Below are 13,576 nucleotides of genomic sequence, written 5' to 3'. Positions count from 1 at the left end.
CGGGCCGGTCAGTGTCATATCGGATCAGATGTCATATTTCTTCAGCAGAAGATCCACCGCTTCCCGCAGGAGGATCGCCTCCCCCACGCCTTCCCGCTTCGCCAGCTTGGCCAGGCGCTGCAGCTGGTCCTGGGTGAAGTGGCTGGTCTTGGGAACCATCTTCTCCTCCTTCGCCATGGCCACCTTGTTTCCGCCGGCCACCTTGGCCCGGAACAGCGCACCGTCCGCCTTCCGGACCAGCTCCGCGCAGCGGCTGGCATCCTCAAAAGCGGTTGCCATGCCGATGGTGACCGTCTGCCGCACGCCGTCCGGCGTGGCAACGCTGTAGTTGTTCTTCAGGTCGTTCAGGAACAGGAAGATTTCCTCCCGCTCCATTGTTCCGCGGAAAATGATGCCGAATTCATCCCCGCCGATCCGATAAACCTTTGCGCCTTCCGGCAGGTTATCCCGGATATATCCGCCGGCGCTGATCAGCACATTGTCTCCCGCTTCCCGGCTGAAATCCTTATTGATATGGTCGAACTTGTCGCAGTCGATCAGCGCGATGGCCACCACCTCGCCGTTTGCCTCGGCATCGGACGCCAGGATTTCTCCCAGGTCCTCGTCGAATGCGCTGCCCGTGGGGAACTTCAGCGCGGCATTGACTGCGCTCTGCTTCTCCGCGTGAATCCGTCCCTGTTCCTGGTGGTCCTCCACTGTGATCGGCCACTTTTTGCTTTCCTGCTTCATTTTTCATTCTCCTTTCGATATTCGTCCTAATATATTATTTCTGAAATAATATCTGTGACATATTATTATCACGATTATCCTGTCATGTCAACCCCCAAAAACAAAAAAAGCGGAAAACCTTTGTTTCCCGTCGTTCCGGACAGAAACAAGCCGCCGGAAAACCGGCGGCCTGTGTAACTTTCACTGATTACAGAAATGAGATCTGCTGATACTTTTCCGGAAACTCCTGCATATAGCTGAAGCAGTCATCCGGCCGGTACAGGATGCCGTGCTCCCGGCAGAAGGACCGGAACAGGTTCATCAGCTTTGCGCTGTCCGGGCTGGGAAGCTCATAGGCATTCCCGTAGGTGCGGATATACTTCTCCTTCAGTCCGGGGAAGTGCCGGTCCAGCGCCGCGTAATAGTATTCCCGGTCCCCTTCCCGAAGGGTCAGCCCCATGTCGAAGCAGATGATTCCTTTCACCTGTACCTGCGCGCAGGCCTCCAGGATGGCCCGGACGTTTTCCTCCGTGTCGTTGATGAACGGAAGGATGGGTGTGAGCCACACAACCGTGGGAATCCCGCGTTTCCGCATCTCCTCCAGCACTTCCACGCGCCGCCGGGTATTGCACACATTCGGTTCCAGGATCCCGCACAGCTGATCGTCCCAGGTGGTCAGTGTGACCTGGACCACGCATTTGGCTTTCCGGTTGATCTCCTCCAGGAGATCGATATCCCGCAGGATCCGGTCGGATTTGGTCTGCACCGCTGCGCCGAACCCGTATCGGCAGATAATCTCCAGGCATTGCCGCGTCAGGCCGAGCTTTTCCTCGCAGTGCATGTACGGATCCGACATGGATCCTGTTCCGATCATGCACTTTTCCCGTTTGGAGCGCAGGGCCTGCTCCAGCAGTTCCGGCGCGTTCCGCTTTACCTCGATATCCTCAAACGCGTGGGTAAACTGGTAGCACCGGCTGCGGCTGTCACAGTAAATACACCCGTGGGAGCACCCGCGGTAGATATTCATCCCGTAGCGGCCCTTTCCGCCGGTCAGGATTCCCTTCGCATCCACAAAATGCATCTGCGTTACTGCTCCTGTTCAAACTCATCTGCGTGCTTTTTGAAAAACTCATAGTAAACCCGCGGGTTCTTCAGCTGCGTCCAGCTGTCCGCCACCCGGGAATGATCATCCAGGTTGATGATTTTCGCCCCCGGGAACGCCAGCAGGAACGGGGAATGGGTGCTGATGACCAGCTGGTTGCCGCAGTACCGCACGGAATCCATCAGGAAATCCGCGAGGATCATCTGGTTCTCCGGGCTCAGGCTGTTCTCCGGTTCGTCCAGCAGGCAGAGGGTATCCATTTCAATCTTGCCCTGGAAGAATATCAGCGCGTTTTCCCCGTTGGACCGTTCCCGGATGCTGTCCCCGGATTCTTTGGCCACAAACCGGCTCAGGGTTTTGCTCCTTGCCTGGTTGATCTTCTGCAGGTGTTCCAGGTCGTCCAGTGATTTGAGCTGAAACTTCTCATGCTTCAGGCTGAAATATTCATCTGAAAGATCTGAGCGTTTCCGGTCGATGCCCTCATTGATGGTACGGATATCCAGCATCATATCGAAAACGTCATCGCTGGTAATGATGCGGCTGTTTTTCGGAACCGCTTCCTCCAGCGTTACCGAGCAACGGTCCACAAAATTCTCAAAGAAGCGGGAGCGGTTATACGCGCTGTTCCGCGTAAGGCGCAGCTTTTCGGCAATCACATTCAGGGCGGTGCTTTTTCCGCTTCCGTTCCCGCCGTAGAGGATGGTTACCGGCCGGAAAAGGATTTCATTCAATCCGACTTTCGGCAGGATGCCGTACGGATAAACGGACTGGTCATAAGTGGTTTTCAGCCCGAACATGAAATCAGATTCTGCTTCTTCTCCCGGAAAGTAAAACGCGCTCAGGTACAAACCGATCCCCCTTTCATTTCTTCTGATAAATCATTTTACTATGGAACTCCCTGAATAGAAAGGGGAACAAACGTTTTCCGGGCAAAGAAAAAGGAGGCTTCCGCCTCCTTGCAATGGTCAGTCCGTTATTTCCGGATCGCCGGCATTCTCATTGCCGAGATAAACCGGGTTTCCCTTCCCCTGCGCCAGATTCATGATCGCCCTTCTCAGCTTTGAGGGATACAGGGGCGCCCGGTTCAGCGTATCCAGCGGCAGCCATTCGGTGCCGATCTGGTTCCAGTCATACTGGGCTTCAGCGTCGCACGGCCCGATATACTCACACCGGAAGACGATGTCCACCCGGTGGTCCGGTTCACCCTCCGCGCCTTCAATCACCAGCACGGCGTCCCCGGCCTTCACCCGGATGCCCGCCTCTTCCGCGACCTCCCGTTCCACCGCGTCCGGCAGCAGCTCGCCCGCGTGCTGTCCGCCGCCGGGCATGATATAGAACACGCCGTCCGCGTCCCGCAGTTTAATGGCCAGCATCCGCCCTTCTTTGATCACCAGCGCCTTGGCCGACGTCCGCACCCGCCGGGTCCGCAATTCCCGGAAGGTGTCCAGCACATCGCTGATCCCGTCCTCCGACAGTACACCGCGCTTCAGGCCGGGAGGCAGCAGTCCTGCTTCATCGGCTTCAAAGTCTTCTTTCCATTCCGGGCCGGTATAATACTTTTCCAGCTCCGCCAGGTCTCCCCGGACGCTTTCAAAGGCTTCCCGCGCCTCCTCCATCTGCCGGGCCGCGGCGGCTGCCCGGTCCAGCATCTGCTCATAGCGCGCAATCCGTTCTTCCCTGTTCATCCGATCCGGTATCCTTCCCGCCGGGAAACTGATCCGGAATCATCCCTGTCAGTTCCACGGCACGTAATAGTATTCCATGTGTTCAATTTCATTCGCGGCATTCAGGCGGATGCGTGTGGTGACAAACCAGAAGTCCGCCTGCGTGGTTTCCAGCTGGTCCGCCGGAATGTCGCACTGGAAGACCAGTTCGCCGTTTGCCGGCGCTTCTCCTCCCAGATACGCGTCAATATACCACGCGTAAAGATCTTTCACCGGTAAATTGGAATCCAGGGGATCCATCGTTTCAGGATTCATCATGTCCGCTGTGAAATCCGGCGCAAGCACATAGGTGAAGCTGCCGTCCTGCGCCAGCTTTCCGTAGTAGCATTCATCATCCTCCGCCACCCGCTCATAGGTGCCGTACACCGCGTACACCTTGTGGTTCGCGTCATAGAAAAGCTTCTTTACCTCAAAGAGGTCATACTTTTCCCCGTCGCTTCCCGTGAAAACTTCAAAGTTCTCCTGTCCCGCCGGTTCCGGGAAGGCAACTGCGGATACCGGGATAAAGCCGCGATAATTCGCTCCTTCGATATATGCCCAGTCGCCCACGGTGGCCAGCCAGGTAATTTCCGTTCCGGCCTCCAGGGTGGTCAGCACACTGCGGGAATACAGCGGGTCATCCGTTACGCTGACGCGGGTGCCGGCCATCGCGCTGATGCGGTGGAAGTCCAGGCTGCTCACACTGGTCTTCTTCGGCAGGGAAGCCGCGTCAATATAGCCGAAGCGGTAATGGTCGCTGTCAATGGAGTACTGGATCAGGATCCAGCTGCCTTCCCGGCCGAACACCTGGATCCAGCCGTTAGTGGAAACCTTGGCCTTGCCGTTTCCGCCCCGGATGGAGTTCTTATCCGGCGCGGAATACACCTCATAGTTCTTTCCGCCCGTGAACTTGACCTCGGTCGCCTCCAGCTCGGATCCCCGGGGCATATCCGGCGCCACGGTCAGCTTCTGCTGGGCCTGCTTGTAGGTCTTCGGGAAGGAAGACAGGTTGATATACCGGAGATCCCGCTGGAACGTCCCGCGGACGGTTCCCTTCACGCGTGCTTCATCCGGATCCTTGTAATAGGTGATATATCCGTCGCCGATTTCCATGCTCTCGAAATCAGCATAACCCAGGATCCGGAACAGGTTCCAGGTCCCTTTGGAAGAACGCTGGTAAGCGGTAATCAGATCGGAATACTCGCCGTGCTCCTCCTCCTGGTTGATGATCAGCACCGGGCCTTTGACCTTTTTGTCCGTCGCGGCATCCTGGTACTGGTCGATCACATAGATACTGACCGCTTTCTTTCCCTGCGGAACAGCCTTGTTGGTGGAAAAGCTTTTCGCCCATTTGCCGTTCTTCAGGGTGAAGCAGTACAGGGTATTGGTTCCGTTTCCGGTGCGGCCCAGCACAAACCAGGCGCTCTCTTCCGCTTTCCCGCCCACATAATCGGCATCGGTAATCGTTACACCGGACAGACTATCACGGATTTCCGCCGGAAGCTGTTCCTCTGCGTACACGGTGCAGACACAGGCAGCCAGCAGAATCACGGTCATTACAACAAACAACAGACAGCGCTTCATCATTTTCCTTCCTCCTCAGTCGGTCATCAGGGACATTTGTCCGTCCCTGCTATTATATACGATGCAGCGTTGTTTTGTATTCCCCGTTTTATACAAATTAATGGAAATATTTTTCATTCCTCTGCAGTGCAGCAGTCAGGTCCCCTGTTTCAGGTACCGGTAGGTATATACCTTCCGGAATCCCAGGCTTTCATACAGCCGCATGGCCGGTATGTTGGACTGCACCACCTGCAGGTACGCATGCCCGGTTCCGGCCCCCGCCGCCTCCGCAAGCAGCGCGCGGCAGATCGTCCGGCCGAAACCGCGGCCCCGGTATTCCGGATCCACCACAATATTCTGCAGCAGCGCATACCCCCGCTCCGCTGCGGACGAGGCGCAGGCAATGATCCGGCCGTCCAGCTTCAGGGCCGCATAGCGGGTCCGGACCAGCACCTTCTCCAGCATCCGGCGGAATATATCCCGCCGGGCCAGATCGGTGAGCCCTTCGAAGTCAAAATAAGCGCGGAGCCATTCCTCCGCCGGCAGGTCAGTGAAGGTGATCTCCCCATCCGGCATTTCCATTTCCGGCTGGTCCAGGATCATCACATCGGTCGGCGTAACGATCCCGTATCCCCGCTTCTCCAGCAGCGCGCCGAGTTCCCCGTCCGCATCCGTCAGCTTGAATACGCACGGCAGGCCTTGCGCGCGGTACTGCCGCTCGCAGTATCCGATCTTTTCATCAGTATTGATTGTAGAAGGATACAGCACGCTGACCGAATTGGCCCGGTTGGTATGTCCCGCGGAAAACCGCAGCAGCCACCCATCATACTGCATCACGTTCAGTGCCACATGGGCGTTGGCCGCCATCTCCTCCAGCGCCCGGATTTCCATTGCTTCCATCTTCCATATCCCCTTGTTTCCCGATCTGTATGCGCTTTCCCGGAATCAGAACCGGGACAGGAAGATGCCGAGCACCATCCATGCGGCCAGCGAGAAGAAATTGCCGTGTTTGTCCCGGCCGGTCCGGAAAATTTCCAGGGTCTGCTCCCGATCCAGCAGCTCAAAGCCGTCAAACAGCTCGGAGCCCTCCGCGCCGTTCTGGTTCAGGCCGTCCAGGCTGTCCAGCGTGATTTCGGCGCACAGGAAGGCGTTGCTCTCGTCCGTCATGCCGGGCGTGGAGAACGCACACGGGTTAAGCACATACACCCGGTCGGTATCCTTCACCTGCAGGCCGCACTCCTCCCGGATCTCCCGGACCGCCGCGGTCACCAGGGGATCTTCCGCCGCGCGGTCCTCCGGATCCAGCAGGCCGGCCACCGGGCTGAGCAGGAACTGCCCCACCGGATAGCGGTATTCATAGGACATCAGCAGGCACGTCTCATTCCCCGGCAGGTGCAGCACCACCGCAATGGTGACGGCATCCGGCAGCATGGAGCGAAATTCATCGTCCGCCTTCTTCGCGACCAGGTCTTCCTTCCCGCGCCGCGAAGCCACATAATAATGCTTTCCCTCCGCGTACTGCAGGTCAAAGCATTTCAGAAACCGGTTTTCATACAGCGTTTCGATCTTTTCCTTATTGATTTCCCGGTTCATCATCCGCATCTCCCTCCGCAATCAGTTCACACAGGCGGTCAAAAACAAACGAAGCATCATAATCCCGGGGTTCTTTCTCCCGGAACATTCCGGATTCCACCATCTTCCGGGCCGCCCGGACTCCCCGGCCGTTATAAACCGAAAAGTCGGCCAGCATCCTCGCAAGCCGGTCCGGTTCATCATTGAACAGCAGCTCCCGGATAGCCTGCAGGCCCCGCTGGACGTCTCCGTATTCCTGCGGCATCCAGGTCACCCGGACATGCTTGGATGCCAGGAACGCGCTTTTTTCCAGGAGCTCAACCGCACCGCCGTGATCATCGCGGGCGCCGACCACCAGGTTCCGGATTCCGCCCATCACCAGCGTTCCGAGGCACATCGGGCACGGTTCCAGCGCCGCGTACAGCGTATAGGATTTGACAAACGGATACTTCGCGACATCCAGGCCGCGGACCGCTTCGACTTCCGCGTGCAGGACCCGCGGATTCAGGATGTCCTGTTCCGCAATCCGGTTCCTGCCCGACGAAATAATCTCCCCGTTTTCATCCGTGATCATCGCGGCAATCGCTTTGCTGCCGCGGCATACCGACTCCCATTCCGCCTGATATATTTCCTTCCAGATATGGCTGAGATCCGAATACTTCATATCATAACCTCCGGGATACTCCGGATCCGGTATTCCGCCGGATATCAAAAACCGGCAGGCACAGATTCCGTTTCCACCCGATTGTATCATAAATCATGGCGCCTGGATATCCGGCCTGCCGGTGTCTTTCCGGTTTATTCCCTTTTTCCGCTGCCGAGCCTTCCTTTGAAATCTTCATAGCCAAATCCGGTCAGCTTCGTGAATTCCCCGTCCCGGTTCATGGCATAGATGTCCGGCAGGGGCATTCCGTTGAACGTATTGTTCTTGCAGGTGGTGTAGATCGCCATATCGCCGAACACCAGGCGGTCCCCCGGCCGGGGTTCCGCATCCAGGCTGTATTCCCCGATGACGTCACCCGCCAGGCAGGTCGGGCCGGCCAGCCGGAACCGGCCGGTCTCCGGGCCCTCCGCCTCCCCGTTCAGCAGCGGCGGGGTATAGGGCATTTCGATCACATCCGGCATATGGCAGGCCGCGCTGGCATCCAGAACCGCGGTCCGGATACCGCTGTTTTCCGTTACGTCCAGCACGGTGGCAACCAGGTATCCCGCGTTCAGCGCCACGGCTTCCCCGGGCTCCAGGTATACCTGCAGGTTCCACTTTTCCCGGGTGCGGCGGAGCAGGTTTTCCAGCCGGGGAATATCATAATCCTCCCGGGTGATATGGTGCCCGCCGCCCATGTTCAGCCATTTCATCCGGGGCAGCACGTCGCCGAAGCGGATTTCCGCTGCCGCGAGGGTAGTTTCCAGCGCGTCCGCGTCCTGCTCACAAAGGGTGTGGAAATGCAATCCGTCCAGCAGGCTCAGCAGGTCGTCCGTCATCTCCCGGTTCCATACTTCCCGCGTGACGCCCAGGCGGCTGCCCGGCGCGCAGGGATCATAGATCGCATGGCCTTCCTGGGTGGAGCATTCCGGGTTGATCCGGAGCCCGACGCTCTTTCCGGCTTCCCGGGCCGTTTTCCCGAACTGCCGGAGCTGGTTCACGGAATTGAACACGATATGGTCCGCATACCGGAGCAGTTCTTCAAACTCGTCCTCCCGGTAGGCGGCGCAGAAAACGTGCACCTCTTTCCCGGGCATTTCCTCCGCGCCCAGCCGGGCTTCATACAGGCCGCTGGCCTCGGTGCCCGCCAGGTACGGCGCCAGCAGTGGATAGAAATCATAATTGGAAAACGCCTTCTGGGCCAGCAGGATCCGACACCCGGTATGCTCCGCCACCGCGGCCAGGATTTCCCCGTTTTCCTCCAGGCGCTTCTCATCCACAATATAGCACGGCGTCCGGAGCGGGGCGAAGCATGCCGGCGCGTTCCGGCCGGCCAGGCCTTTGAATACTTCTTTGTTTTCCATCAGTCCACCAGCACCGGATTCCAGTTCTCCCGGCGGGGCAGGCCGAAGCGGTCCAGCGCGTCCAGGAAGGGATCGGGATCAAACTCTTCCACGGTGTACACACCGGGCTTGTTCCACTTGCCCGTCAGCAGCATCATCGCGCCGCACATGGCCGGAACACCCGTGGTGTAGCTGATCGCCTGGCTTTCCACCTCGCGGTAGCATTCCTGGTGGTCGCAGACGTTGTAGATGTAGTATTTCTTTTCCTGCCCGTCCTTTTTCCCGGTGAAAATGCAGCCGATGTTGGTCTTGCCGTGGGTCCGCGGGCCCAGGCTGGCCGGATCTGGCAGCAGCGCCTTCAGGAATTTGATCGGCACGATCTCATGGCCCTCGAAGTTCACGGGCGTGGTGGAAAGCATGCCCACGTTCTCCAGGCAGCGCATATGCGTGAGGTAGCTCTGCCCGAAGGTCATGAAGAAGCGGATCCGCTTCACCTCCGGGATGTTCACAGCCAGGGACTCGATCTCCTCATGATGCAGCAGGTACATATCCTTCGGCCCCACGTCCTCGAAGTCATATTCCCGCTTGATGCTCATCGCGGGGATTTCCACCCATCTGCCGTTTTCCATATAGCTGCCCGGCGCGGACACCTCCCGCAGGTTAACCTCCGGGTTGAAGTTGGTAGCGAAGGCATAGCCGTGGTCGCCGCCGTTGCAGTCCAGGATGTCGATGGTGTCGATGGTGTCGAACTCATGCTTCTTCGCATAGGCGCAGTATGCCTGCGTGACGCCGGGGTCAAAGCCGCAGCCCAGCAGGGCGGTCAGGCCGGCCTGCTCAAACTTTTCGCGGTACGCCCACTGCCAGCTGTAGTCGAAATAGGCGGAGAAACCCTTCTCTTTGCACCGTTTCTCATAGATGGCGCGCCATTCCGGATCGTCCGTATCCTCGGGCTCATAATTCGCGGTATCCATATAGTTCACGCCGCAGGCCAGGCACGCATCCATGATCGTGAGATCCTGGTACGGCAGCGCGATGTTCATCACCAGGTCCGGCTTATAACCGTTGATCAGCGCCTTCAGCTGTTCCACGTCGTCCGCGTCCACCTGCGCGGTGGTGATTTTCGTTTTCGTCTTTCCCACCAGGGACGCCGCCAGCGCGTCGCACTTGGACTTCGTCCGGCTGGCAATGCACAGCTCCGTAAACACATCATCCGCCTGGCAGCACTTCCGGATGGCCACACTGGCCACCCCGCCGCATCCGATTACCAGTACCCTGCTCATATCTTTATCCTCCGTTTTCTGTTCTTATCTGTAAATTGCCAGCAGCATTTCCCGCACGACTTTGCAGGCCGCCGCCGTGGACGCGCCGCTGGCGTCCAGCATGGGCGCCAGTTCGTTCACGTCCGCGCCCACAATGTTGGTTTTGCTGACTTCCAGGATTGCCTCCAGCAGCTCCGTGAACCGGACGCCGCCGGCTTCCGGCGTGCCCGTTCCGCAGAAGAGGGACGGATCCAGGCAGTCCAGGTCCACCGTCAGATACACCGGCGTGTTCTCCGCCGCCAGTTTCCCGGCCAGCTCCTCCAGGCCGTCAAAGGTGAACTTATGTATGTCCGTATGCGCTGCGGCAAAGGTGAACTCCGCCTTCTCCCCGCTGCGGATGCAGAACTGGTGGATCCGCCCGTCGCCGGTCAGCTCGTGGCACCGCCGCATCACGCAGGCGTGGCTGAGCTGCGCACCCAGGTAGTCATCCCGCAGGTCCGCGTGTGCATCAAAGTGGATGATGTGCAGGTCCGGGTATTTCCGGACCGCCGCCCGCACTGCGCCCAGGGTCACCAGATGCTCCCCGCCGATAAGGAACGGCAGCTTGCCGTCCGCCAGGATTTCCCCGGCCTTTTCCTCAATGTCCCGCAGAGCCGCTTCCGCCGAGCCGAAGCACAGCTCCAGGTCCCCGCAGTCAAACACCCGGATATCCGCCAGGTCCTTATCCTGGTAGGGGCTGTAGGTTTCCAGGCCGAAGCTTTCGTGGCGGATGGCGGAAGAGCCGAACCGCGCGCCGGGCCGGAAACTGGTGGTGGAATCAAAGGGTGCGCCGAACACCGCGATCTTCGCGCTTTCGTAATCTGCGTCGCAGCCTATAAAGGTTTCAATGTTCTTCTTCATGCTTCCACCTCCTCCAGCATCTTCTCCAGGTAGGCCGGCAGGTAAAACGAGCCGATGTGCAGCTTCGTCGTGTAGTACTTCGTGCTCAGGTGCAGGCTCTTCCAGTGCTCCTCATCGAAATCATCGATCGGATGGTACTTCTTGCTCGCGAAGCCGAACAGCCAGTAGCCCGCCGCGTAGGTCGGGATATGCGCCTGGTACACCCGGCTGATCGGGAAGGTGTTCACGATCCGCTTGTGGCTCCGCTGCATGGCTTCCGCGTCATGCTTGTAGAACGGGCTGCCCTGCTGGTTCACCATGATGCCGTCCTCGTGCAGGGCGTTGTAGCAGATACCGTAAAACTCCCGGGTGAAGTAGCCCTCGGAGGGACCGAAGGGATCATTGGAGTCCACGATGATCAGGTCGTACTCATCCGTGCACCGGCGGATAAACCGGAGCGCGTTGTCAAAGTAAATGTGTACCCGGCTGTCATCCAGCTTGCACGCGTTCTCCGGCAGGTAGGTCCGGCAGGCCTCGATCACCTGGCCGTCCATCTCCACCAGGTCGATCCGCTCCACGGTATCATACCGGGTCAGCTCCTTCACCACGCCGCCGTCCCCGGCGCCGATCACCAGGATATCCTTTACGTTCTTATGGACGGACATCGGGATGTGCGTGATCATTTCGTCGTAGATAAACTCGTCCCGCTCCGTCAGCATCACATTGCCGTCCAGGGCCAGCACCCGCCCGAATTCCGGGGTATCGAAGATATCGATCTGCTGGTACTCGCTCTTCCCGGAATACAGGTGGCGGTTCACCCTCAGGCTATGCTTGACGTCCGGAGCGTGGCATTCACTGAACCAGAGTTCCATGTGCTCTTCGCCTCCTCCCGGATGATGTTGATATGCTCAATGTTCGGATCCTCCGGGCCTGTCAGGGAGCATCCCTTCGCCTTGGCGTAGACGATATAGTCCAGGATTTCCCCGGTAATCCGCTCGCCGGGCGCCAGGATCGGGATTCCCGGCGGGTAGCACATCACAAACTCACTGCAGATATACCCGGCGCTTTCCGCCAGCGGGACGCTCTTCTTGTCGGCGTAGAACGCGTCCTGCGGGCTGTACACCACCTCAGGCGCGATATATTCCTGGCTCAGCAGGCCGTTGGGGTCTTTCATATACCGCCGCTTGATCTCCGCCAGCGCGCACACCAGCCGCTCCAGCTCCTGCATCCGGTCGCCGATGGACAGGTACGCCAGGATGTTGCCGATATCCCCGAACTCGATCTGGATATCATACTCATCCCGCAGGATATCATATACCTCGATGCCCGCCAGGCCGATGTTCCGCGTATGCACGCTCAGCTTGGTGGGGTCAAAATCAAAGATGGAATCCCCGTTGATCAGCTCCCGGCCGTAGGCGTAGTACCCGCCGACCGCATTGATTTCCTCCCGGGCGTATTCCGCCATCTCCGCCACTTTGCGGAACACGGTTTTGCCGCGCTGCGCCAGGTTCCGCCGGCTGATATCCAGGCTGGACATCAGCAGGTAACTGCCGGAGGTGGTCTGCGTCAGGTTAATGATCTGCCGCACATGCCCGGCGTTCACACGCTTCCCGGTCAGCAGCAGGCTGGACTGGGTAAGGCTTCCGCCGCTCTTGTGCATGGAAACCGCAGCCATGTCCGCCCCCGCTTCCATGGCAGTCACGGGCATGCCGTCGCCGAAATAGAAGTGCGTTCCGTGGGCCTCGTCCGCCAGGCACATCATGTCGGCCTCATGCGCCAGCTTCACAATCGTCCGCAGGTCGCTGCAGACGCCGTAATACGTCGGATTGTTCACCAGCACGGCCACCGCGTCCGGGTTCTCCCGGATCGCCTTCCGCACCTGCTCCACACTCATGCCCAGGGAGATGCCCAGTTGCCGGTCCACGTCCGGGTTCACATACACCGGCACGGCGCCGCACAGCACCAGGGCATTGATCACGCTGCGGTGCACGTTTCGCGGCAGGATGATCTTGTCCCCCCGCTTACAGCAGGAGAGCACCATGCTCTGCACCGAGCTGGTGGTTCCGCCCACCATCAGGAAGGCATTTGCCGCGCCGAAGGCGTCCGCGGCCAGGACCTCCGCCTCCCGGATCACCGATACCGGATGGCACAGGTTGTCCAGCGGCTTCATGCTGTTCACGTCCACGCCGACGCACTTCTCTCCCAGGAAAGCCGTCAGCTCCGGATTGCCCTTGCCATGCTTGTGTCCCGGCACGTCAAAGGGCACCACCCGCATCCCGCGGAAGCGCTCCAGCGCCTCATAGATCGGCGCCCGGGACTGGTCGTACAAGTACTTCCCCATTTCCTCCACCTCAAACAAAAAACGCAAGCTGTAATCTCACAACTTGCGTATCAGTCCACATAAAACCAGGTTCCTGTACCGTCCTTCAGCATACGGGCATTCTCCCTTGCCCCGCCATGGCACGGTAAAGAGGTCCGGAACGGAATATCTGTGGTGCTCGGCATACAGAGTCTATATAGCAATACTTACTTTTACTACTCTTATTGACCATTTCACAAGTTTGCGCAGATTACGCATTTCGGTTATAAAGTAACCAACTTATAAAACTGAGCTTTTAACTCAATCAATAGGGGCGGAAACCGCCCATCGGCAGTGGACCCGGCTGTCCGTATGGCCTTGACTCCTTTTCGGAGTGGTCCCGTAAATTGCTTAAGACGCTGATGACAGGTCACCTTGTCTTAATATTCCTTCTCCCCGCCTCTCCCGGGGAGCATTGGCAATATGATATCATATTCCCTTTCCC

Annotated in this window: 13 protein-coding genes; all 13 read right to left on the bottom strand. The window is 58.6% G+C overall.

Annotated elements, in window-relative coordinates:
• Positions 1 to 24 precede the first annotated feature (24 nt).
• Entirely contained in the window at positions 25 to 729 is a 705-nt protein-coding gene (locus tag JNO48_08130; protein ID QTE67179.1) for a diguanylate cyclase, read from the bottom strand.
• A 187-nt stretch (positions 730 to 916) separates the two neighbouring features.
• A complete protein-coding gene (locus JNO48_08125) occupies positions 917 to 1,789 on the bottom strand; it encodes a radical SAM protein (protein ID QTE67178.1) in 873 nt (290 codons plus the stop codon).
• A 5-nt stretch (positions 1,790 to 1,794) separates the two neighbouring features.
• Positions 1,795 to 2,607 carry an AAA family ATPase gene (locus JNO48_08120; protein ID QTE67177.1) on the bottom strand — a complete coding sequence of 271 codons (813 nt, stop codon included), beginning with the start codon at positions 2,605 to 2,607 and terminating at the stop codon, positions 1,795 to 1,797.
• Between the two features lie 168 nt (positions 2,608 to 2,775).
• On the bottom strand, positions 2,776 to 3,426 hold the full coding sequence (locus tag JNO48_08115; GenBank protein QTE69719.1) for a DUF4298 domain-containing protein: 651 nt from the start codon (positions 3,424 to 3,426) through the stop codon (positions 2,776 to 2,778).
• 117 nt (positions 3,427 to 3,543) lie between these two features.
• Positions 3,544 to 5,100: a hypothetical protein gene (locus JNO48_08110; GenBank protein QTE67176.1), complete on the bottom strand. Its 1,557-nt coding sequence runs from the start codon at positions 5,098 to 5,100 to the stop codon at positions 3,544 to 3,546.
• A gap of 132 nt (positions 5,101 to 5,232) precedes the next feature.
• Complete coding sequence (locus tag JNO48_08105) at positions 5,233 to 5,976, bottom strand: GNAT family N-acetyltransferase (GenBank protein ID QTE67175.1); 744 nt, start codon at positions 5,974 to 5,976, stop codon at positions 5,233 to 5,235.
• Positions 5,977 to 6,021: 45 nt separating this feature from the next.
• Positions 6,022 to 6,669: an NUDIX hydrolase gene (locus JNO48_08100; GenBank protein QTE69718.1), complete on the bottom strand. Its 648-nt coding sequence runs from the start codon at positions 6,667 to 6,669 to the stop codon at positions 6,022 to 6,024.
• Positions 6,650 to 7,312, bottom strand: a complete 663-nt coding sequence (locus JNO48_08095) for a nucleoside deaminase (protein QTE67174.1) — start codon at positions 7,310 to 7,312, stop codon at positions 6,650 to 6,652. The genes JNO48_08100 and JNO48_08095 overlap by 20 nt, the downstream gene beginning before the upstream one ends.
• Positions 7,313 to 7,446: 134 nt before the next feature.
• Positions 7,447 to 8,655 carry a carboxynorspermidine decarboxylase gene (nspC, locus tag JNO48_08090; protein QTE67173.1) on the bottom strand — a complete coding sequence of 403 codons (1,209 nt, stop codon included), beginning with the start codon at positions 8,653 to 8,655 and terminating at the stop codon, positions 7,447 to 7,449.
• A complete protein-coding gene (locus tag JNO48_08085) occupies positions 8,655 to 9,914 on the bottom strand; it encodes a saccharopine dehydrogenase family protein (protein QTE67172.1) in 1,260 nt (419 codons plus the stop codon). The genes nspC and JNO48_08085 overlap by 1 nt, the downstream gene beginning before the upstream one ends.
• A gap of 24 nt (positions 9,915 to 9,938) precedes the next feature.
• The gene (speB, locus tag JNO48_08080; GenBank protein ID QTE67171.1) at positions 9,939 to 10,793 is read right to left on the bottom strand and encodes an agmatinase; all 855 of its coding nucleotides are present in this window, start codon (positions 10,791 to 10,793) and stop codon (positions 9,939 to 9,941) included.
• Entirely contained in the window at positions 10,790 to 11,644 is an 855-nt protein-coding gene (gene speE, locus JNO48_08075; protein ID QTE67170.1) for a polyamine aminopropyltransferase, read from the bottom strand. Before speE ends, speB begins: the two co-directional genes overlap by 4 nt.
• Positions 11,593 to 13,113, bottom strand: a complete 1,521-nt coding sequence (locus tag JNO48_08070) for an aminotransferase class I/II-fold pyridoxal phosphate-dependent enzyme (GenBank protein ID QTE67169.1) — start codon at positions 13,111 to 13,113, stop codon at positions 11,593 to 11,595. The genes speE and JNO48_08070 overlap by 52 nt, the downstream gene beginning before the upstream one ends.
• Positions 13,114 to 13,576 lie beyond the last annotated feature (463 nt).

This window comes from Clostridiales bacterium (assembly GCA_017569285.1).
Classification (GTDB): domain Bacteria; phylum Bacillota; class Clostridia; order Christensenellales; family Aristaeellaceae; genus Aristaeella.
Note: the sequence above shows the minus strand (reverse complement) of the source record. Positions and strands in the feature narration are given on the sequence as shown.